Annotated in this window: 18 protein-coding genes; 11 read left to right on the top strand and 7 right to left on the bottom strand. The window is 71.2% G+C overall.

Translation table 11 applies throughout. The features are described 5' to 3' along the window. Positions 1 to 4: 4 nt before the first annotated feature. Together BFF78_RS40810 and BFF78_RS40805 are read left to right on the top strand one after the other, a co-directional pair. Positions 5 to 1318, top strand: a complete 1314-nt coding sequence (locus tag BFF78_RS40810) for a flavin monoamine oxidase family protein (protein WP_069783075.1) — start codon at positions 5 to 7, stop codon at positions 1316 to 1318. After that, positions 1311 to 2735 (top strand): aminobutyraldehyde dehydrogenase, encoded by a 1425-nt coding sequence (locus tag BFF78_RS40805; RefSeq protein ID WP_069783074.1) that lies wholly within the window; start codon positions 1311 to 1313, stop codon positions 2733 to 2735. Before BFF78_RS40810 ends, BFF78_RS40805 begins: the two co-directional genes overlap by 8 nt. Here the strand turns inward: BFF78_RS40805 and BFF78_RS40800 are convergent. The 7 genes from BFF78_RS40800 to BFF78_RS40770 all read right to left on the bottom strand — a co-directional run bounded on the left by BFF78_RS40800 (position 2725) and on the right by BFF78_RS40770 (position 8267). Beyond that, positions 2725 to 3147 carry an SRPBCC family protein gene (locus BFF78_RS40800; protein WP_079161684.1) on the bottom strand — a complete coding sequence of 141 codons (423 nt, stop codon included), beginning with the start codon at positions 3145 to 3147 and terminating at the stop codon, positions 2725 to 2727. The genes BFF78_RS40805 and BFF78_RS40800 overlap by 11 nt on opposite strands. A 12-nt stretch (positions 3148 to 3159) precedes the next feature. Continuing rightward, the gene (locus tag BFF78_RS40795) at positions 3160 to 3612 is read right to left on the bottom strand and encodes a MarR family winged helix-turn-helix transcriptional regulator (protein ID WP_159033142.1); all 453 of its coding nucleotides are present in this window, start codon (positions 3610 to 3612) and stop codon (positions 3160 to 3162) included. Between the two features lie 84 nt (positions 3613 to 3696). After that, positions 3697 to 4929, bottom strand: a complete 1233-nt coding sequence (locus BFF78_RS40790; protein ID WP_069783071.1) for an FAD-dependent oxidoreductase — start codon at positions 4927 to 4929, stop codon at positions 3697 to 3699. Positions 4930 to 5414: 485 nt separating this feature from the next. Then, a complete protein-coding gene (locus BFF78_RS40785) occupies positions 5415 to 5648 on the bottom strand; it encodes a hypothetical protein (protein WP_069783070.1) in 234 nt (77 codons plus the stop codon). Next, positions 5648 to 6052, bottom strand: coding sequence for a hypothetical protein (locus tag BFF78_RS40780; RefSeq protein ID WP_069783069.1), 405 nt, complete (start codon positions 6050 to 6052; stop codon positions 5648 to 5650). The genes BFF78_RS40785 and BFF78_RS40780 overlap by 1 nt, the downstream gene beginning before the upstream one ends. Positions 6053 to 6108: 56 nt before the next feature. Beyond that, positions 6109 to 7566: a sensor histidine kinase gene (locus BFF78_RS40775; RefSeq protein ID WP_069783068.1), complete on the bottom strand. Its 1458-nt coding sequence runs from the start codon at positions 7564 to 7566 to the stop codon at positions 6109 to 6111. Then, positions 7563 to 8267, bottom strand: coding sequence for a response regulator transcription factor (locus BFF78_RS40770; protein ID WP_069783067.1), 705 nt, complete (start codon positions 8265 to 8267; stop codon positions 7563 to 7565). Before BFF78_RS40770 ends, BFF78_RS40775 begins: the two co-directional genes overlap by 4 nt. Positions 8268 to 8682: 415 nt before the next feature. On the opposite strand from BFF78_RS40770, the gene BFF78_RS40765 reads away from it, so the two are divergent. The 9 genes from BFF78_RS40765 (at position 8683) to BFF78_RS40725 (ending at position 20696) form a co-directional block, all read left to right on the top strand. Further along, the gene (locus BFF78_RS40765) at positions 8683 to 9180 is read left to right on the top strand and encodes a GNAT family N-acetyltransferase (RefSeq protein WP_069783066.1); all 498 of its coding nucleotides are present in this window, start codon (positions 8683 to 8685) and stop codon (positions 9178 to 9180) included. A gap of 93 nt (positions 9181 to 9273) precedes the next feature. Beyond that, entirely contained in the window at positions 9274 to 9774 is a 501-nt protein-coding gene (locus tag BFF78_RS40760) for a winged helix-turn-helix transcriptional regulator (protein WP_069783065.1), read from the top strand. A 79-nt stretch (positions 9775 to 9853) separates the two neighbouring features. Beyond that, complete coding sequence (locus tag BFF78_RS40755; RefSeq protein WP_069783064.1) at positions 9854 to 10360, top strand: SRPBCC family protein; 507 nt, start codon at positions 9854 to 9856, stop codon at positions 10358 to 10360. Beyond that, the gene (locus BFF78_RS40750) at positions 10360 to 11418 is read left to right on the top strand and encodes an LLM class flavin-dependent oxidoreductase (RefSeq protein WP_069783063.1); all 1059 of its coding nucleotides are present in this window, start codon (positions 10360 to 10362) and stop codon (positions 11416 to 11418) included. Before BFF78_RS40755 ends, BFF78_RS40750 begins: the two co-directional genes overlap by 1 nt. A 482-nt stretch (positions 11419 to 11900) precedes the next feature. Then, complete coding sequence (locus BFF78_RS40745) at positions 11901 to 12116, top strand: DUF4177 domain-containing protein (RefSeq protein ID WP_069783062.1); 216 nt, start codon at positions 11901 to 11903, stop codon at positions 12114 to 12116. 133 nt (positions 12117 to 12249) lie between these two features. Then, positions 12250 to 14685 (top strand): SpoIIE family protein phosphatase, encoded by a 2436-nt coding sequence (locus BFF78_RS40740; protein ID WP_079161682.1) that lies wholly within the window; start codon positions 12250 to 12252, stop codon positions 14683 to 14685. 216 nt (positions 14686 to 14901) lie between these two features. Continuing rightward, positions 14902 to 16089, top strand: a complete 1188-nt coding sequence (locus BFF78_RS40735) for an ROK family transcriptional regulator (protein WP_193433625.1) — start codon at positions 14902 to 14904, stop codon at positions 16087 to 16089. Between the two features lie 226 nt (positions 16090 to 16315). Then, the gene (locus BFF78_RS40730) at positions 16316 to 18187 is read left to right on the top strand and encodes an alpha-galactosidase D (RefSeq protein WP_069783061.1); all 1872 of its coding nucleotides are present in this window, start codon (positions 16316 to 16318) and stop codon (positions 18185 to 18187) included. A gap of 88 nt (positions 18188 to 18275) precedes the next feature. After that, positions 18276 to 20696, top strand: coding sequence for a glycosyl hydrolase family 95 catalytic domain-containing protein (locus tag BFF78_RS40725; RefSeq protein WP_069783060.1), 2421 nt, complete (start codon positions 18276 to 18278; stop codon positions 20694 to 20696). The last annotated feature ends 4 nt before the right edge of the window (positions 20697 to 20700 follow it).

Here is a 20700-nt window from a genome sequence, read left to right as displayed (position 1 = left end):
ACCGATGCATCACGACGTGATCGTGCTCGGCGCGGGGCTCGCCGGCCTCGCCGCCGCCCGGGACCTGGCCGCCGCCGGCACGGATGTGCTGGTCCTGGAGGCCCGGGACCGCGTGGGCGGCCGGGTCGAGCAGACCCGTACACCCGACGGCCGTACCGTCCAGCTGGGCGGCGAAGTGGTCGGCCTGGCCCACACCGCATACCTTCGACTCGCCAAGGAACTCGGCCTGGAGCTCGTCCCCAGTTACGTCTCCGAGCCCGGCCGCATCACCCGTTCCACACCCGAGGGGCTGTCGGCCGGGGAGCCACCGCACTGGTGCGGCCCCGCAGACATGGCCCAACACGAGCGGCTCGGCGCGGAGTTCGGCGAGCTCGCCGACACGGTCGACCCCGACGACCCCTGGTCGCATCCGGAGGCGAGCGCCCTGGACCGGCTGTCCGTGGCCGACTGGCTGCGCTCCCGCCACGCCACACCCGCCGTGGTGCGGCTGTGGGACATCGGCCAACTGGCCCTGGCGGGTGGATCGTACGAACGCATCTCGCTCCTGGCCGCGCTGCGCAAGAGCGCGGCGGTCCCCGGTCCGGGCGACTACGACTACGACGACTGGGAGGGGCTGCGGCCGGCGGACGGATCAGCCACACTCGCCGAGGTCATGGGCCGTGAGCTGGGGCCGCGCATCCGCCTCGGCTCGCCCGTCGCCGCGCTGGACGTACGCCCCGGCCACTGCACGGTGCGCCTGGTCACCGGCGAGGTCCTGACCGCGGGGGCCGTGGTGAGTGCCCTGCCGGTGGGACCGCTGCGGTCGGTCTCCATCACCGGTGTGAGTGACGCCCGCCTCGCGTCGCTGCACCGGCAACGGCAGGCGACGGCCGCGAAGTTCGTCGCCGTGTACGGCCGTCCCTTCTGGCGCGCCGACGGCCTGAGCGGTCTGTCGGAGGCCGAGGGGGTGCTGGGCAGCACCTGGCCGCAGAACGAGGGCGTGCTGTCGGCGCTGATACCGCCCGAGCGCTACGGCGTCCTGCTGGGCACCCCTCCTCATCGGCGCACCCCCGAGCTGCTGGCCGAGGTGGCCGGCATGTTCGGCGAGGAGGCCCTGCGGCCGGCCGCCTGTCATCTGCGGATGTGGGGCACCGACCCGTGGACCCAGGGCTATGTCACGCAGTGGCCGCCGGGCGAGGTGATGGCGGTCGGCCCGCTGCACGGCACGCATGAACCGCCGTTCTACGTCTGCGGCTCGGACCAGTGGGTCGCCGGGTACATGGAAGGCGCGGTCCGCACCGGCCGCGCCGCCGCCGAGGAGGCGCTGCGCCGTGGCTGACCTCACGACCGTCCTCAACCACATCGGCGGCAAGGAGGTGCCGGCCTCGTCGGGGGCGACCCTGCCGCTGATCGACCCCGCCACCGCGCTCGCGCACGGCACGGCCCCGCGCTCCGGTCCCGAGGACGTGGACGCGGCCTGCCGGGCGGCGCAGGCCGCCTTTCCCGGCTGGTCGGCCGGCACGCCGGCGACGCGGCAGACCGCACTGCTGCGCATCGCCGACGCCCTCGAACGGCAGTCGGCTGCCGTGGCGGGCGCCGAGGTGACCGACACGGGCAAACCCCGGGCTCTGTTCCTGGCGGACGAACTGCCCGCGATCGTGGATGTGCTGCGGTACTTCGCCGGAGCCGCGCGGAACCTGCCGGGCGCCGCGGCCGCCGAGTACACCCCGGGCCGCACCTCGGTGCTGCGCCGTGAACCGGTCGGTGTCTGCGCCCAGATCACCCCGTGGAACTACCCGCTGATGATGGCCGTCTGGAAGATCGCCCCCGCGCTGGCCGCCGGCAACACGGTCGTCCTGAAGCCGTCCGACACCACGCCGTCCTCCGCCACGCTGCTCGCCCGGCTCGCCGCCGAGCACCTGCCGCCGGGGGTGCTCAACGTGGTGTGCGGCGACCGTGACACCGGACGTCTGCTGGTCGAGCACCCCGACGTCCGGCTGGTCGCCGTCACCGGCAGCGTCCGCGCCGGACAGGAGATCGCGGCCGCGGCGGCGGCCGATCTCAAACGGCTCCACCTCGAACTCGGCGGCAACGCACCGGTCCTGGTCCACGAGGACGCGGATCTCGCCGACGCGGTCGAGCAGTTGTCGTACCTGTCCTTCTACAACGCGGGCCAGGACTGTACGGCGGCGACCCGGATCCTGGTCCATCAGCGCGTCCACGACGCCTTCCTGGACGCGTTCGCGCACCGGGCCGCGCAGCGGGTACCCGGTACCTCCGACGACGGACACGCCGACTTCGGCCCGCTCGCCAACGCTGCCCAACTCGCCTCCGTACGTGGGCTGTTGGAACGGCTTCCGACCCATGCCGAGGTCGTCACCGGTGGCGGGGCCCTGGACCGACCCGGCTACTTCCACCAGGCCACGGTGGTGGCCGGGGTGCGGCAGGAGGACGAGATCGTACGGAGCGAGGTGTTCGGTCCGGTCGTCACCGTGCAGCCCTTCCGCGACGAGCGCGAGGCCTTCCGTATGGCGAACGCGGTGCCCCAGGGTCTGGCCGCGAGCGTGTGGACCCGTGACCACGACCGCGCCATGCGCGCGAGCCGGGCGCTGCACACCGGCATCGTCTGGGTCAACACGCATGGCACGACCGTCTCGGAGATGCCGCACGGGGGCGTGCGGCACTCCGGCTACGGCAGCGACCTGTCCCTCACCGGCCTGCTGGACTACACCCAGGTCAAGCACGTCATGCTGTGACCTCTGCCGGACCGGACTCGAGGATCTTCTTGAGCGTGGCGAGTTCGGTGTCGACCAGGTCGGTCTGCTCCTTGAAGACGGAGTCCCCGAGCGACGGCGGCTGGTGGAATGTGATCATGAATTCCGTGCCGTCGCCGTTCGGGACCACGCGGGCCGGTACCCGCCAGGAGGCGGTGTCGTCGACGTAGTCGTGGTCGAGGATGCCGAACTCGGCGTTGGGACGCAGGCCCAGCCTGGCCGGGCCCAGCGGGGTGGACATGTGCCACCAGTCGGGGTCGTCGCTGGGCTCGATGGACCGGACGTTGACCACCGCCCACTTGGGCCAGTTCGCGGGGTCGGCGAGGAAGGCGAAGACCTCCTCGCACGGGCGGTCGATGCCGATGGTCTTGGTCATGGAGCGACTGATGCTCATCGTGCGCTTCTTTCAAGGGTTGTCGGGTGGCGGCGGGGTATGGGTTTCGCCCACCAGCCGCCGGATCCATTGCTCCAGCTGCCGGCGCTGACCGGAGTCCAGCGAGCCGAAGTAGTGGTGGTCGTTGCGGTCCGCCAGTTCGGCCAGCACCGGTACGAGGGCCTGCCCCTGGTCGGTCAGGACGAGCCGGACCGTGCGCCGGGAGGCGGGGTCGGGCTCGCGGCGGATGAGGCGCTTGGCCGTGAGGCGGTCGACCAGGCGGGAGACGGCTCCCGGATCGATGTCCATGTGCGCGGCCACGGCCTTGGTGGTGTCGTGGCCGTGGAACACGCTGACCATCACCCCCCACTGGGAGACGGTGACGTCATGCCGGGCGAGTTCGGTCTCGAACCGGCTGTGCACCTCGTCGGACAGGCGACGCAGCCAGTAGCCGAGGTGGTCGTGGAGTCCACTCGTGTTACTCACAGGATCCATCGTCGTTGTCATGACAACACTTGTCAAGGCAATCGCGGGGCCGTCCGTAACCCGCCTTCCCCGCGACGACGGCCGCTAGCGGACCGCCGCGGCGGGCGGCCGTTCCCGAAGGGCGCCGTAGGCGACGAAGTACGCCGGGAGCCGGCGGATCCAGCGCGACTCGGCGAGCAGCCGCGCCAGCAGCCGGGCCCGGTCCGCGCTCCCCAGGGGTGGCCGGCCCTGCAGCACGGGAGCGATGAAGCGGGCGTGGGCCATCCGCTGGAGCGTCTGGGTGGCGACCGTGGTGGGACGGCGACGGCGCTGCAGACGGCGTACGTCGCGCGGACGGACGGCGCCTCGGCGCAGCGGCTCGGCGAGGTAGCGGGCGGCGGCCACGGCGTCCTGCACCGCGAGGTTGATGCCGATGCCGAAGACCGGGGACATCGCGTGCGCGGCGTCGCCGATGCACAACAGACCGGGGCGGTGCCAGCGGCGCAGCCGGTCCAGGCGCACATCGAGGAGTTTGACGTCGTCCCACGAGCGCAGGGCGTGCACGCGGTCGGCCATCCAGGGGGCGGCGGCCGTGAACTCGGCCAGGAAACGGTCGAGGCCGGCGGCGCGACGCTGGGCGTCCGTGCCCTTGGGGATGAGTCCGGCGCACTGCCAGTAGTCGCCGCGGTCGATCATCGCGGTCAGGAAGCGGTCACCGGCGGCGCCGACGAGTCCTTGCGGGTCACCGTCTCGGCGGGGCAGCCGGAACCACCATGCGTCCATCGGGCAGGCGTAGCCGTGCAGTCCCAGTTCCGGCCGGGAGCGGGCGAGTGACCCACGGCCGTCGCAGGCGACGGTGAGAAGGGCGCGCAGCTCGCCGGTGCGGCCGTCGGAGGTACGGTAGCGCACCCCCCTCACACGTCCGGATTCGACCAGGAAGGAGGTCGCTTCCGTCTTCATCCGCAAGTGGAAGGACGGCTCGCCACCGGCCTCGTCCGCGAGCAGGTCCAGCAGGTCCCACTGCGGCACCATCGCGATGTAGTTGTAGGGGCCGGGCAGCACCGAGAGGTCCCCGACCGTGACCGTCGAGCGGCCGGGACCTACCGGCAGCTGGACGGTGCGCACCCGGCGCTGCGGCAGCCGGGCGAAGCGCTCGGCCAGACCGAGGTCGTCCAGCAGCGCCAGGGTGGAGGGATGGACGGTGTCGCCACGGAAGTCACGCAGGAAGTCGCCGTGCTTCTCCAGCACCGTCACGTCGACGCCGGCCCGGGCCAGCAGCAGGGCGAGCACCATGCCGGCGGGTCCGCCGCCCACCACACAGCAGGTGGTCTGTTCCATGACGTCCCGCCCTTTCCGAGAGCAGTAATTCATCGACCGATGAATACGCTACTCCCTCAGGCGTCCGCCGACCTCCCACCGTGCGCTCCGGCCGCGAGAAGCGGATCCAGTGGATTCACTGGCGGTCGCCAGTGGCGTCGGTGTGATAGCGGCCGGCACCCACACCGGCTCTCGGCGTTCGTGGTGGTCGCCGTACTGGCCGTGGTGAACGCCCTGGTGAGCGGGTGACGGCTCCATCCCCGGCCGCGCGGTCGTCGGCGCGATCACGCTGAGCCAGGCGGCGTTTCGGGTGGCCTCCTCGCCCGCCGCCTCGTCGTCCCCGTACACGCGGTCGCGGGCGGCGGCGCACGAGGTGCTGAAGGAGGGCGGCCCGCTCGCAGACGGGCGACGGCACCGAGCAGACGGTGATCGTCGCGGGGTGGACCTGCTCGGTGAGCCGCCGTGGGCGCCGTGCGGGGAGCGCTCGGTTGCGCTCCCCGCACGGGTCAGCGGTCGGCGGTGTCCGCCGCGTCGCGGTCGGCCGCGGCGGCCGCGGACTCGGCCGCGTCCACCTTCTTCTGCATCTGCGCCAGTTGCGAAGGCCCGGCGGACGGGGCCGTGGCGGACACGGCGTCGGGCGAGGCCTTCGGGGAGGCGCCGTCGTGGTGGCCGCACCCCGCGGTGAGCGCCACCAGCGCGGCGACCGCCGTCGCCGTGCCGACCGAGCGCCGAAGCCGCATCAGCCGGTCGCCTTGCCGTCGCCGTTGGCCTCGCACCAGGTCTTGACGTTCGCCAGGTCCTTCCGGCGCTGCTCCAGGTTGGTCCGCAGCGACTTGCGGAAGTCCAGCCGGTTCTGGAGGAAGGTCGCGATCTCGGTGTGGCCCGCCTTCTTCGCGTTGTCGACCCGCTTCTGCAGCCGTGCCACCGAGCCGCGCGTTGCGACGCCGGCGTCGAGCCGGTTCAGGGCCCGGGTGATCCGGCGGTCGATCTTGGGCACCCGCTTGCACAGTGCGGGGGCCCCGTCACCGGCCGGCTTCGCGGTGGGCGTGCTGTCGGCCGCGGAGGCCGCCCCCGCCGTGCCGGCCAGGACGGCTGTCACGGCGAGCCCCGCGAGCAGCGTGCGCGTCCGTCGTCGTACGTACATCTGCCTCTCCGTTCACTTTCCCGGACGGCCAGGTCGTCCGTCCGTCGTACGGGAGGCTAGGGGGCCTCTTTGGGGAAACTCTGTGACCGGTTTGCCCCGGCTGTGCCGATGAGCCAGTCCCGCCGGCCGGGCAGCGCGCCGCCGCCCGAGGGCAGCCGTACCTCGAAGCGGGCGCCGACGCCGTCCGGTGCGTCCGTCGCCGTGACGCTGCCCCGGTGCAGCGCCGCCTGCTGGGCGACGAGGGTGAGACCGAGCCCGGAGCCCGCGCTGTCCGGGCCGCGCTGGAACCGCTCGAAGATCCGGCTCCGGGCGTCGGGCGGTACGCCGGGCCCGTGGTCGTCCACCGTGATCAGGACCTGGTCCGCCGCCGGGCGCACGCCCAGGTGGATCCACGCCCGGCCCCGCTCGTCCCGGCCGTGGGCCAGGGCGTTGCCGAGCAGGTTGTCCAGCAGCAGCCTGAGGCCCGGCTCCCAGCCGTGCACGGTGAGCCCCGGGTCGGCGTCCAGGGTGATCTCGGCGTCCGGGGCCCGGCGGCGGGCCTCGGCGACGGCCGCGTCCGCCACGTCGGCGAGGTCGACCCGGCGGAACGCCTCCGCCTCCACCAGGTCCCCGCGGCCCAGCTCACGCAGCATCACGAGCAGGCCCAGCAGGCGGGCGTGTTCGCGTCGCAGGTCGGCGAGGACCTCGGTGCGGTCGGCCGCGGGCAGGCCCGGGTGGTCGGCGAGGATGTCGAGGTTGGTGCCCACGCTCATCAGCGGGGTGCGCAGTTCGTGCGCCGCGGCGGCGGAGAACGACCGGGCGGTGTCCAGGGCCTCGGCGGTGCGGGCGGCCTGTTCGTCGTAGCGGGCGAGTACGGTCCGCAGGGTGGCGGCCAGCTCGTCGACCTCGGTCACCCCGGTGCGCCGCTCCTCCAGTCGGGTGCTGCTGGTGCGCGGGTCGAGGCCGGCGGTGCGGCGGGTGAGACGACGCAGCGGGGTGCTCGCCCCGCTTGCCAGGCCCCACGCGAGCAGGCCGGACAGGGGGGCGGCGAGGAGCGCGGTGAGGGTCACACGGCGTCGCACGAGCCGGACTTGGGTGCGGTCGGCGGTGTCGGCCGAGAAGACCCACAGGGTGCCGGTGGTGCCGTGGAGGGGCCGGGCCAGGGCCCGCCAGCTGCGGGTGCCGTCGCGGACGGTGACCGGTCCGGCGGTCCCCCTCGGGAGGGTCACCAGCGGGCCGGGCTGCGGACCGCCACGGAAGTCCGCGTCCGGTCCCACGACGCGTACGCCGACGTCGAGGGCCGCGCTGAACAGCTTGCGTTCCCTGGTGTCGGCGGCCCTGGGCCGGCCGTTCTCCGTGGCCCGCAGCAGCGACCGGGCATCCGGGGCCACGGCCACGGCCCGCTCGTGCAGATGCTGGTCCTCGGCCCGGTGCAGGTCACGGGCGACCAGGTGCAGCAGCAGCCAGCCGGAGGCCAGCACCAGCAGGGGCACGGTACAGCCGACGGCAAGGCCGACACGGGTGGACAGCCTCACGGCGTGTCCCTCGTCTCCCTGAGCACGAAGCCGACTCCGCGCACGGTGTGGATCAGCCGGGAGCGTCCATCGGCCTCGAGTTTGCGCCGTAGGTAGCTGACGAATGTGTCGACGGCGTCGGTGCGCACGTCGAAGTCGTAGCCCCACACGCGTTCCAGGAGCTGGTCGCGGGTGAGGACGAGTCCCGCGTTGCGGGCGAGCACCTCGAGGAGTTCGAACTCGCGGCGGGTCAACTCCATGGGGCGGCCGGCCCGTTCTGCGGTGCGCGCCCCCGGGTCCATGACCAGGTCCGCCACCCGCAGCACCGCCCGGTCGGCGGGCGGCCGGCGGCGCAGCAGCGCGTGCAACCGCAGCACCAGTTCCTGCAGGGCGAACGGCTTGACCAGGTAGTCGTCGCCGCCCGCCTGGAGTCCGGCGATACGGTCGGCCGTCTCGTCCAGGGCGGAGAGCATGAGCACGGGCAGGTCCCGGCCCGCGCCGCGGAGCCGGGTGCACACCTCGATGCCGCTCATACCGGGCATCGACACATCGAGCACCAGGACGTCGGGCGGCGCCTGCTCGATCGCGGCGAGCGCCGCGGGTCCGTCGGCGGCGGTGTGCACCACGAAGCCGTTCAGCCTGAGGCCGCGCTCCAGCGACCGCCGGATCGCCGCGTCGTCGTCGACGACCAGCACCGCCCCGGGACACGCGGTGTCACTCATCCGCCCTCCTCATCGACCGGGCCAGAGTACGTCGCCGCTCGGAGGCGGCGGCAGCGCGGTCGGCCGAAAGCCTGGTCGGGCGGTGGGGAACGGGACCGAGCGCCGTCCTTGACGACGGGGATGCGCGGGCGGCGAGGTCCCCGCAGGACGGTGGCGGGGGTGTCGTCGCGCCAGATCGCCGCGCCGGGTCGGGGGCCGTCGCGCGCCCACGTCCCGGCAGCGGTCGGCTGGAATGCCGGACACCGCCTCGCTCCCCCGTGCGACGGAGGCCGGGCAGGGGTGCTCAGGAGGGTCCAACCGGTCGGCGACCCGCGGAGCCTGCCCATATCCGTGGATCGCGTCGGCGCGGCCTGGCATGCGCGATGATCTGCTGACGCAGACTGTTTCGCTGGAGTACGGAACAGAGAGGATTGCAATGCCCCTGCGCCAGGCCACCGTTTCCGACCACGGCACGATCGTCGAGTGCGTACAGCAGTGGTGGGGGGACTCACGCACCCCCGAGCAGGCCCGAGAGCTGTCCCTGCTGCTGCCCAAGCTGTTCTTGCAGTTCTTCTCCGGCACCAGCCTGGTCCTGGAGGACGGCTCGGGGATCTACGGGTTCCTCATCGGCTTCTACGCCGCCGACAACGACACCGAGGCGTACATCCACTTCGTGGGAGTGGACCCCAAGCTGCGCGGACAGGGCGTGGCCCGACGCCTCTACACGGCGTTCTTCCAGCGCGCCGCCGTACAAGGCCGCACGGAGGTCCGTGCGGTCACCTCACCGGGCAACACGGGATCCATCGCGTTCCACCGCGCCATGGGGTTCTCCCTGGAAAGTGGCGACAGCGAGGTCGACGGGCTGCCCGTACACACCGACTATGACGGTCCTGGACAGCACCGGGTGTGCTTCTGCCAGAAGATCGGCCTCTGACTCACTCCGCACGCGGATCCCGTCGAGAACCGCGATGCACCTGCAGAGTCTCATTACGAGACTGCCTGTCGTCAGGCACCTATCATCAGGGACATGAAACGAACATCGTTCGCCAACTGGCCGTGCTCCGTCGCGCGCACCCTCGACCTGCTGGGTGACCAGTGGACTCCTCTGGTCGTACGGGAAGCGTTCTACGGCATCCGCCGCTTCGACGAGTTCCAGCAGGAACTGGGCATCGCGCGCAACACCCTGACCGACCGGCTGCGCCGCCTGGTGGAGGAGGGGGTGCTGGAGAAGCGGCTGTACGAAACCGAACCACCGCGCTACGACTACGTCCTCACGGAGAAGGGACGCGACCTCTTCACCGTGCTGGCCGCGATGTCCAGGTGGGGCGACCGGTGGCTGGCCGGTGAGGAGGGCGTCCCGGTGGTGTTCCATCACGACGCGTGCGACCACGACACCACGGCGGAGGTGGTGTGCTCCGCGTGCCGAAGGCCCCTGGTGGCCCAGGAGACATCGATGCGGATGGGCCCCGGTTATCCCGAGCGGCTCAAGCGCCGGCCGGACGTACGACGCCGCTTCAACACCGCCTGATCAATACCGTCCTTGACAGGCTGAGTCTCTTAACGCAACCCTGTCGGCACACCCTTTGACGGCGAGGAGGCCGGCTGACGTGGAGTGGACAGGCGCGCGCTATGCGGACAAACCCACGGTCGAGGTGCGGACCTGGATCGACGCCCCTCCGGCACGGGTGTGGGCAGTGGTCAGCGACATCTCCTCGATGCCGGCCATGAGCGAGGAACTCCAGCGCGTCGAATGGCTCGACGGCGCCGACGGACCGGCCGTGGGCGCCAGGTTCGTCGGGCACAGCAGGCACGAGGCGTTCGGCGAATGGTCTACGACGTCGCATGTGATCGAGTGCGAACCGGAACGGGTCCTCGCCTGGACGGTGCAGGACCCCGCCGACCCTTCCGCGATCTGGCGCTTCCGCCTTCGGCCCGAAAACGGCGGCACGGAACTGTCGGAATGGATGCAGTTGGGCCCCGGGCGTTCCGGGCTGTCGGCCGCGATCGACCGGATGCCGGAGAAGGAGCAGAAGATCGTGTTCGTCCGGCTGCGCGAGTTCGAGCGGAGCATCGCCACGACCCTCGCGCACATCAAGAAGCGGGCGGAGGCGTGATGCGTACGGCCACCACGATCGAGGCCTCGGGCGGCGAAAGCTGGGCCGAGCAGGCGGACTTCGTCGTCGAAGCAGAGAAGATCGGCCTGGACATCTGCTGGGTGGCCGAGGCCTGGGGCTCCGACGCTCCCTCGGCACTGGGCTACTACGCCGCGCGCACCGACCGGATGCTGCTGGGCTCCGGTGTCATACAACTGGGCACCCGCACTCCGGCCGCCGTCGCACAGACCGCCATCACGCTGTCCAACCTGTCCGGCGGACGCTTCCTGCTCGGCCTGGGGGCCTCGGGTCCGCAAGTGATGGAGGGACTGCACGGGGTGCCGTTCGCCCGGCCGCTGCGCCGTATGCGGGAAACCGTCGAGATCGTCCAACGGCTGTTCGACGGCGGCAAACTCGCCTACGCGGGAGGGGAGTTCACCATCCCACTGCCCGGCGGCGAAGCGGTTCCCATGCGACTGTCGATGCGGGCCGAGCACCGGATCCCCCTGTATCTGGCCGCACTGTCACCGGCCATGCTGCGTCTCACCGGGGAGGTGGCCGACGGCTGGCTGGGCACCAGTTTCGTACCCGAAGGCGCGGACGACGCCTACTTCACCCACCTCGACGAGGGCCTGGTCCGCAGCGGCCGAACACGCGGCGACCTGGACGTCTGTCAGGGCGCCGAGGTCGCCTTCGCACCCGACGAGGAAGCCCTCGGCGCGATGACCGCGCGCCGCAAGAAGGAACTGGCCTTCAGCCTGGGCGGCATGGGTTCGGCGTCCACCAACTTCTACAACAGCGCCTACAGCCGTCAGGGCTGGGCCGAGGTCGCCGCCGCGGTGCGCGAGCGGTGGCAGGCCGGCGACCGGGACGGTGCGGCGGCGCTGGTGACCGACGACATGGTGCTGGGTACGACACTGATCGGCACCGAAGCCATGGTGCGCGAGCGCCTCCGGGTGTGGCGGGCCGCCGGAGTCGACACCGTGCGCCTGTACCCGGCCGGTGACACCCTTCAGGCCCGCCTCGCCACCTTGGCCAGGGCGATCGAGCTGGTCCGCGAGGTCGACGGCACCTCATGAGCCTCGCCCGCACGAGCAACGCCGCCTCGACCGCTGAAGGCCGGCGATGAACTCGCTGATGTGCGCGGCCACCTGATCAGGCACCTCCTGGCTGTGGTGACGAGAGGCGGCAGGTGGTCACGCGGGATCACCCGGTTCGTTGATCGACAGGCGGTCGGCTGGTTCGGCGGCGCTCGCGGCCACGGCCGCGGCCCTGCCACGAGGGCGACCTCGTGCCGTGCCGGAACCTGAAGGTCACGGGACGGGTGTCGTGGCGATCGCCCGCCGCGCCGAGAAGGCCGACCTCGCCGGGCAGCGCGGGGCGGCCGCCACTCCGTCGACAGCATCTGCGGCACCCCGATCGCCGAGGCCCCACAGTGCCTTGGCGACGCCAGGGCCGAGCCGCGGCACGCCCCGTCCTTCTGTTACGGACCCGGAAGATGATTAGCTTGCCCCGCCCCCCGCGCCAACACCCGCCCCGGCAATCAGGAGGACTCCGCCCCATGAGCAGCGGCTACGCGTACGAGTACAAGGTCGTCACTTTCCGGGAGTCGCTGATCGGCGACGCGCTGGACAGCGACAAGCTGGAGAAGGTGCTGAACAAGCACGCCGAGGACGGCTGGGGTCTCAAGGCCATCACCTCCGCCGACGTCAAGGGGCGCATAGGGCCCGGGGCGGTGGAGGGACTGCTGCTGACCTTCGAGCGTGTGCGCGGGTAACGCTCGCCCCTGGCATGTCCGGCATTGATGCCCTGTGGCCTGCGCACATGCCGGGGTGGTCGGCCCGAAGACACCACGGGGTCCATGTGAGACCGTGGTGTCAGTAAACCCGCCTGCGGATGCGGCCGACACGATGGGTCTCAGGGAACTGGCCAACACGCACCGGGGCGATCCGTACGGCATCACGACTGCCGCCGTCGCCCTCGTGGACGTACACGGCCTGATCCGCTACTGGAGCCGGCGGGCGGAGGATCTTCTCGGGTACCCGGCGTCCAGTGTGCTGGGGCGCCCCGTGGTCTCCCTCCTCACCAGCAAGGACGCGCCGACGTCCGCGCTGGCCGCGGCGCAGCAGGTCGGGGAGGGCTGGGAGGGCCCGGTCACCGCGCGGCATGGGGCGGGCCACCCGGTCGAGCTGGCCGTGCGGGTGTCTCCGCTGCAAGCGGAGGAGGGTCCCGTATGGCTCGTCGTGGCCTGTGAGGTCTCCGACTCGCGCCGCTGGGAACTCGACCAGGCGGTGGTGCGCGGCCTCCTGGAGGAGTCCCCGATCGGCATCGCCGTGCTCGACAGTGAGCTGCACTTCCAGTGGGTGAACCCGGTGCTGGTCGCCATGGAGGGACTGCCGGCCCATGTCGAGGGCCCCTGCGTGGCCGAGCCCCTCGAACCGGGACGGGTGCCGTCGGCCGTGGACTGGCAGGCGCGCCAGGCACTGATCTCGGGTCGGGTCACCCCGGCCGTGGAGCACGTACCGCCCCCGCAGGGCATGTCCCGCCGGAACGCGCTGGGCCACCTCAGGCTCCGTTCGTCCTTCCCGCTGAGGGACATCGACGGCAGGACGCTCGGGGTGTGTCACACCGCCGTCGACTTCACCGCCCACGACCGGGCACGCGAGCGGCTCGCCCGGGTCAACGAGGCGGCACAGCGCATAGGCACCACCTTGGACCTCGACCGCACGGTGCAGGAACTGGCCGAGGTCCTCGTGCCGCAGCTCGCCGACTTCGTGGCGATCGACCTCTTCCACGGCGTCCTCGCGGCCGGGGACCTCACTCCGGGACCGGTCACCGACGGCGCGCTCCAGCGGGCGGCGCACCTGTCGATCCGCGAGGAGGTGCCGGAGGCGATCGTTCCCATCGGGGAGCCGACCGGGTACCCGTCCAGATCTCCGCAACGACGATGCCTGGCCACCGGCCGGCCGATCCTCGATCCGGTGCTGGACTCGACGACATGGTGGCTGACCGGTGATCCGCTGCGCCTGTCCAAACTCGTCGGTCTCGGTGTGCACACCCATCTGGTGGTGCCGCTGCGGGCGCGGGGCGCGACCATGGGAGTGGTCACGCTGCTGCGCTGGGAGAACCCCAGCCCGTTCGACGAGGACGACCTGCTGCTCGTGGAGGAACTGGTGGCCCGAGCCGCGGTGTGCGTGGACAACGCCCGGCGGTTCATCCGCGAGCACAACGCGGCCCTCACCCTCCAGACCAGTCTCCTGCCCCCTCGTCTGCCCCAGCACTGCGCCGTGGAGGTCGCCTACCGCTATCTGCCGACCGACGCCGAGGCCGGCGTGGGCGGCGACTGGTTCGACGTCATCCCGCTGTCCGGCGCCCGCGTCGCCCTGGTCGTGGGTGACGTGGTCGGCCACGGTATCCACGCCGCCGCCAGTATGGGCCGGCTGCGTGCGTCGGTACAGACACTCGCGGACCTGGACCTGCCCCCCGATGAGCTTCTCGCCCACGTCGACGACCTCGTGGTGCGCCTGGCGGACGAGGCGGAAGCGGCCTCGGACGGACCGGTGGTGGTCGGGGCGACCTGTGTGTACGCGGTCTACGACCCGATCTCCCGGAAACTCAGCGTGGCGCGCGCCGGGCACCCCACTCCGGCCATCGCCCACCTCAGCGAGCCGGTCGAACTCCCCGACATCCCCGCAGGCCCCCCGTTGGGCCTGGGCGGTCTGCCCTTCGAGTCGGCCGAGATCGAGCTGGAGGAGGGAAGCGTCGTCGCCCTCTACACCGACGGTCTGATCGAGGCCTCGGACCGCGATGTCGATATCGGCTTCGAGCGACTGTGCTTCGCCCTCGCCCACCCCGACCGGCCGCTGGAGGAGATCTGCGACACGATGGTCCGCATCCTGCTGCCGGAGCATCCGCACGACGACGTCGCCTTCCTCATCGCCCGGACCCGCGCCCTCGCCCCGGAGCGCGTGGCCTCGTGGGATGTGCCCGCCGATCCCCGGGCGGTGCACGAGGCGCGTGACAACGCCGACCGGCAACTCACCGCATGGGGTCTGCAGGACGTCGCCTTCACCACCGAGCTGATCGTGAGCGAACTGGTCACCAACGCCATCACCCATGCCGGCGGTCCGATCGGCCTGCGTCTGATCCACGAGCGGACTCTCATCTGTGAGGTGTCGGACGCCAGCAACACCTCACCCCACATGCGCCGGGCCCGCAGCACCGACGAAGGAGGACGGGGCCTCTTCCTCGTCGCGCAGGTCGCCCTGCGCTGGGGCACGCGGTACACCGCCACGGGCAAGACCATCTGGGCGGAACAGCAGCTGCCGCCCAACGTAGGCTGCTGAGCCGCATTCCGCCGGCAGGGTGTGGCGACCGGTCCGGGCCTGGCCCCCACACGCAATGCCCCTTCGGCGAGGCCATCGAGCGCCTCGCCTTTGATCACGTGTCAACTCCCTGATTCCGTAGCTGCTTTCCAGGCCTACCGTCGCCCACACATGTCTTTGAAAAGGAACATGCTTCTTTCATTGACAGTGAAAAAGAACCTCTCTAGGTTTCCGGCCATGCGCTCGACCCCCTCCCGCGAGGCGGCCCCGGCGATGCCGCCGGCCGCTTCCCTGGTCTTCACGACGCTGCTCTCCCACGGTCCGCTCACCCGGGCCGAGGTGGGGCGGCGGACCAAGCTCTCTCCGGCCGCCGTCACCAAGGCGGTTCGTCCGCTGATGGAGCTCGGCTATCTGGTCGAGGGTGTGGACGAAGAGGCGCGGCCCGCCGTGGGACGCCCGGCCAACCTGGTGTGGGTGGACGGAGGCAGGGCACTGTTCATCGGGATCAAGGTGACCGGCGACGAGATCATCGCCGTACTGGCCGATCTGTGTTGCCGTATCCGCATGTCCCGGCACGTCCCGCTCCGCGGACGCGAGCCGGAGGCGGTGCTCCCCGCCATCACCGCGCTGGTACAGGAGTTGCTCACGGAGGCGGACGGATTCGGTGTGCCGGTGCGAGGGCTGGGCATCGCGATCTCGGGGGATGTGGACCGCGCGGACGGTGTGGTCCGCTACTCGCCCTTCCTGGAGTGGCGGGACGTACCGCTCGCCGAGATGACCGGGACCGCGACCGGGCTGCCGGTCACGGTCGACAACGACGTGCGGGCGCTCACGGTGGCCGAGCACTGGTTCGGGGCCGGAGTCGGCCTCTCGGACTTCGCGCTGGTGACGGTGGGCGCCGGCATCGGCTGCGGCCTCGTCGTACACGGGAGGGTGGTGTCGGGCGCGCACGGAGTCGCCGGCGAGGTCGGACATCTGTCACTCGACCCGCTCGGCCCCCTGTGCCACTGCGGCAACCGGGGATGTGTGGAGGCGATCGCGGCGGACCCCGCCATACTCCGCGCAGTACGCGCGGTCACGGGCGGGCAAGTGGCCGACACGGCCGAGGCGTTGGCCCTGGCCCACGGCGCAGACGCCGTCGTCCGAGGGATCTACACACGAGCGGGCGAAGCCATCGGCAAGGCCATCGGTTTCCTGGTGAACATCCTCGGTCCCCAGCGGGTGATCATCTCCGGGGAGGGCCTGGCCGCCTACGACCTGGTCGCCGAGGGCATCCGGGAGGCGTTCGCCGCGTCCGCCTTCGGTACGGCAGCGCGGTGCGACGTGGTCACCCGCCCCCTGCCCTTCGAGGAGTGGGCGCGCGGGGCCGCGGCCACCGCCATCCAGTCCTTCACGGGATCGGGCAGGTCGGAGGAGTCGCGATGACGCCGCAGAGCCGCAACACCCAGACCGCCGCGGGCGCCGGGCAACGAACGGTGCTCCAGGGGCTGTCCGGTGCCGGGCCACCGTCCTGGCCGTCCCTCGGCTCGGGCAAGGGCTGAGCCGCGGGCCCGACGCGCTGGCGGCCGGCCACCCGAACGTTTCGCCCCCCACGTCACGCCCCCCGGGTGCCACCGCACGACCCCGCTCACCTCACCACTGGAGGCGACCCATGCGGTCATCCCCGTACAGAGCCCTGCGCGGAGCCCTCCCCGGCTTCCCGTGCCGCACCGTCCGGGCGACGCTGGTCCTGGCCGTCACGGCCGGACTCGCCACGGCGGTGCCGGCCGCGGCCACCGAGGCCACCGCCTCCGACTCCGCGAGCCCGGCCCTCACTTCGGCCGCGGCCACGGCGGAAGCCGGCCCCGGTCCGGCGGCCAGGCCGTACATGGGCTGGTCCAGCTGGAGTATGCAGTCCTCCCAGTACCCCGGCCTGAACCCGGACGGCAATTACAGCTACCTCACCGAGGCGAACGTCCTGAAGCAGACGGACGCCCTCGCGGCCAAGCTGAAGAAGTACGGCTACGACCACGTCAACATCGACGCCGGCTGGTGGATGGACAAGAACTGGACGTCCGGGTTCGACCCGTACGGCCGGCAGACGCCCGACCGCATCAGGTTTCCCGACGGCATGAAGTCGGTCGCCGACCACATCCACGCCAAGGGGCTCAAGGCGGGCATCTATCTGCCCGTCGGTCTGGAGAAGGGGGCGTACGGCGACGGCAAGGTGCCCGTATGGAACGCCCCCGGCTGTACGACGGCGGACATCGTCTATCCGGACCTGCGCACCACCAACGGCTGGGACAGCGCCTACAAGCTGGACTTCGGCAAGCCCTGCGCGCAGCGGTACGTCGACTCGCAGGCACGGATGCTCGCGGACTGGGGCTACGACTTCCTGAAGCTGGACGGGGTGGGTCCGGGCTCGTCCAAGTCCGGTGACAACCACGACAACGTCGTGGACGTCGCCGCCTGGCACCAGGCCATCGCCGCCACCGGCCGCCCGATCCACCTCGAGCTGTCCTGGTCGCTCGACATCGGCCATGCCGCGGACTGGAAGAAGTACTCCAGCGGCTGGCGCATCGACACCGACGTGGAGTGCTACTGCAACACGCTGGTCACCTGGGAGAACTCGGTCGACGACCGGTGGAACGACGCCCCCGCATGGAGTGGCAAGGCGGGTCCGGGCGGCTGGAACGACCTCGACGCGATCGACGTGGGCAACGGGGCGATGGACGGGCTCACCAACGCCGAGAGGCAGAGCTACGTGACCCTGTGGGCCATCAGCAAATCGCCCCTGTTCACCGGCGACGACCTCACCCGACTGGACCACTACGGCCTCTCGCTGCTGACCAACCGGGAAGTCATCGCCGTCGACCAGAACGACTCGCCCGTCGCACGTCCCGTCACCCCGATGGGCGACCAGCAGGTCTGGGGTGCCAAGAACCCCAACGGCACTTATACCGTCGCCCTGTTCAACCTCGGCGGCTCCTCGGCCTCCGTCACCGCCGACTGGGCGTCCTTCGGCTTCACCGGCGCCGCCTCCGTGCGCGACCTGTGGAACCACCAGGACCTCGGGACGCACAGGAACAGGATCACCGCGGCACTGCCCGCCCATGGCTCCCGGCTGTTCACCCTCAAGCCCGGCGGCACCCCGCTGCCGACCACCCGCTACGAGGCCGAGTCCGCGAACAACACCCTGACCGGCAACGCCTCCGCCGCCTCGTGCGACTCCTGCTCCGGCGGCAAGAAGGTCGGCAACCTCTATCTCGACAGCAAGCTGCAGTTCAACGACATCACGGTGAAGAAGGACGGTGTCTACACCGTCAACGTCGCCTATGTCAGCGGTGACCCCCGCTCGGTGACCGTCTACTCCAACAGCGGCAACGGCACCAGCCTGAGGTTCCCCTCCACGGGCGACTGGGGCACGGTCGACACCGTCAGCGTCCAGGTGGCACTGAAGGCGGGTACCAACACCATCACCTTCGACAGCGGCTGGGACTACTCCCCCGACATCGACAGGATCGACGTACCCAGGTCCCCCTGACCCCTCCCTCGCGCGGGTCCCGGACGTGACACACGGCCGGGCCCCGTCGCCCCCGCACGCGCCGTTCCCCTGACATGGAGTGCACACCGTGGACACCCAGCACACCGAATCGCGCGCCACCCCACACCCGAGCCGCAGGGGCTTCCTCGCTCTCGCCACCACCGCCGGCGCAACCGTCGCGCTCGGCGGACTGCCCGCCTTCACCGCCTCGGCGGCCCCGGCCCGCCCCGCCTCCTCGCCCCTGCTCTCCGCGACCGCCGCCGCGAAGAACCGGCTGTGGTGGCAGGCTCCCGCCTCCGCCGACTCGATGATCCAGCAGGGCCTGCCGGTCGGGAACGGGCGCCTCGGGGCGCTCGCGGGCAACGACCCCGCCGGCGAACTGCTGACGATCACCGACGCCACCCTGTGGACCGGCGGTCTCAACGACACCCTGCAGAGCGACGGCCAGTTCCCCTACGGCCGTGACGACTTCGGCTCACTGACCCTGCTGGCCGAGCTCACCGTGGACATCCCCGGGCACGACCTGGGCTCCGTCAACGACTACCGTCGCACCCTCGACCTGGGCCAGGGCATCGTCGGCGCCTCGTACGACCTGGCCGGCGTCACCTGTCGGCGGCAGATCTTCGCCAGCCGCCCCGACGACGTCATCGTCCTGTACTTCTCCCAGCAGGGCGGCGGCACCTACACCGGAACCGTCTCCCTCACCGGCACCCACGGCGAGTCCACCACCGCGGACGCCACAGGCCGCTGTGTCTCGTTCGGCGCGTTGCTCGGCAACGGCCTGAAGTACGGCGCCGCCGTCACGGCCCACAGCGGTACCGGCAGGGTCGCCGTCGACGGTACGTCGATCTCCTTCCGCGGCTGCAAGGACCTCACCGTCGTGGTCAGCGGCGGCACCAACTACGCGCCCGACGCGGCGGCGAAGTTCCGCGACCCGTCCCTGGACCCGGAGCGCCTGGCACGGACCAAGTTCCTGAACGCGGCCGGCCACTCCGCGACCACGCTGCTGCACACCCATGTCGCCGACTACCGCCCGGTGTTCGAGCAACTGGACATCGACCTCGGCACGTCATCCGCCGCACAGCGCGGGCTGGACACCTGGCACCGCGTGCAGGCCCGCTACCGGGACAACGTCCCCGACCCCGAACTCGAGGCCACCTACCTGCAGTTCGGCCGCTATCTGATGATCTCCGGGTCACGTGGCAGCCTCCCCATGGGCCTGCAGGGTCCATGGCTGGACGGCAACGCCCCGGACTGGATGGGCGACTACCACACCGACATCAACGTCCAGATGAACTACTGGATGGCCGACCGCGCGGGCCTGTCCGGCTGCTTCGACGCCTTCGCGGACTACTGCCTCGCACAGCTGCCCTGCTGGACGGACGTCACCCGGCGGCTGTTCAACACACCGGCCAACAGATACCGCAACTCCAGCGGAAGGATCGCAGGCTGGACCGTGGCCATCTCCGCCAACCCCTACGGCGGAGGCGGCTGGTGGTGGCACCCGGCCGGCAACGCCTGGCTGTGCCAGAGCCTGTTCGAGCACTACGAGTACACCCAGGACCGCGCCTACCTCGAGAAGATCTACCCCCTCGTCAAGGGCGCCGTGGAGTTCTGGGAGGCCCGCCTCGTCACCACGACCGTCACCGACGCATCCGGAGCCTCGCGCGAGGTCCTCATCGCCGACAGCGACTGGTCGCCCGAGCAGGGGCCGCTGGACGCCAAGGGCATCACCTACGCGCAGGAACTGGTGTGGAACCTCTTCGGCAACTACCACACCGCGACACACATACTCGGCAGGGACACCTCCTACAGCGCGGCCATCGACGGTCTGCGCGGGCGCCTGTATCTGCCCGTGGTCAGCCCCAAGACCGGCTGGCTGGAGGAGTGGATGTCACCCGACGACCTCGGCGAGACCACACACCGGCACCTCTCCCCGCTCATCGGCCTCTTCCCCGGCGACCGGATCCGCCCGGACGGCTCCACGCCGAAGGACATCCTCGCCGGCGCGACGGCCCTCCTGACCGCCCGCGGCATGAACAGCTACGGCTGGTCCAACGCCTGGCGCAGCCTGTGCTGGTCACGGCTGAAGAACGCGGAGAAGGCCTACCAGCTCGTCGTCAACAACCTCAAGCCATCGGTGAACGGCAGCAACGGCACCGCGCCGAACCTCTTCGACATCATGGACATGGGGCAAGGCCGCGGCATCTTCCAGATCGACGCCAACTTCGGCACCCCCTCCGCGATCACCGAGATGCTGGTCTACTCGCGGCCGGGCCACATCGAACTGCTGCCCGCGCTGCCCGCCGCCTGGGCGTCATCCGGCTCGGTGTACGGCGTCGGTGTCCGCGGCGGCTTCGTCGCCGGCCTGAGGTGGAAGAACGGCAAGGTCACACAGCTGACGCTGCGGAGTGTCGGCGGCCGTGACACGACCGTCTTCGCGGGCGGCACATCACACAGGATCAGCCTCGAGCCCGGCGAGTCCGTCACGCTGGGCAGCTTCGGCTGAGGGC

The organism is Streptomyces fodineus, from assembly GCF_001735805.1.
GTDB classification, from domain to species: Bacteria; Actinomycetota; Actinomycetes; order Streptomycetales; family Streptomycetaceae; genus Streptomyces; species Streptomyces fodineus.
This window is presented reverse-complemented; position numbering and strand designations above follow the sequence as displayed.

What these genes read in the sequence shown, in the direction of transcription:
- BFF78_RS40800 (WP_079161684.1), bottom strand. Translation starts at nt 3,147, where the DNA reads ATGAGCATCAGTCGCTCCATGACCAAGACCATCGGCATCGACCGCCCG.
- BFF78_RS40750 (WP_069783063.1), top strand. Translation starts at nt 10,360, where the DNA reads ATGCGTACGGCCACCACGATCGAGGCCTCGGGCGGCGAAAGCTGGGCC.
- BFF78_RS40780 (WP_069783069.1), bottom strand. Translation starts at nt 6,052, where the DNA reads ATGTACGTACGACGACGGACGCGCACGCTGCTCGCGGGGCTCGCCGTG.
- BFF78_RS40735 (WP_193433625.1), top strand. Translation starts at nt 14,902, where the DNA reads ATGCGCTCGACCCCCTCCCGCGAGGCGGCCCCGGCGATGCCGCCGGCC.
- BFF78_RS40760 (WP_069783065.1), top strand. Translation starts at nt 9,274, where the DNA reads ATGAAACGAACATCGTTCGCCAACTGGCCGTGCTCCGTCGCGCGCACC.
- BFF78_RS40765 (WP_069783066.1), top strand. Translation starts at nt 8,683, where the DNA reads ATGCCCCTGCGCCAGGCCACCGTTTCCGACCACGGCACGATCGTCGAG.
- BFF78_RS40790 (WP_069783071.1), bottom strand. Translation starts at nt 4,929, where the DNA reads ATGGAACAGACCACCTGCTGTGTGGTGGGCGGCGGACCCGCCGGCATG.
- BFF78_RS40745 (WP_069783062.1), top strand. Translation starts at nt 11,901, where the DNA reads ATGAGCAGCGGCTACGCGTACGAGTACAAGGTCGTCACTTTCCGGGAG.
- BFF78_RS40740 (WP_079161682.1), top strand. Translation starts at nt 12,250, where the DNA reads ATGGGTCTCAGGGAACTGGCCAACACGCACCGGGGCGATCCGTACGGC.
- BFF78_RS40770 (WP_069783067.1), bottom strand. Translation starts at nt 8,267, where the DNA reads ATGAGTGACACCGCGTGTCCCGGGGCGGTGCTGGTCGTCGACGACGAC.
- BFF78_RS40730 (WP_069783061.1), top strand. Translation starts at nt 16,316, where the DNA reads ATGCGGTCATCCCCGTACAGAGCCCTGCGCGGAGCCCTCCCCGGCTTC.
- BFF78_RS40785 (WP_069783070.1), bottom strand. Translation starts at nt 5,648, where the DNA reads ATGCGGCTTCGGCGCTCGGTCGGCACGGCGACGGCGGTCGCCGCGCTG.
- BFF78_RS40810 (WP_069783075.1), top strand. Translation starts at nt 5, where the DNA reads ATGCATCACGACGTGATCGTGCTCGGCGCGGGGCTCGCCGGCCTCGCC.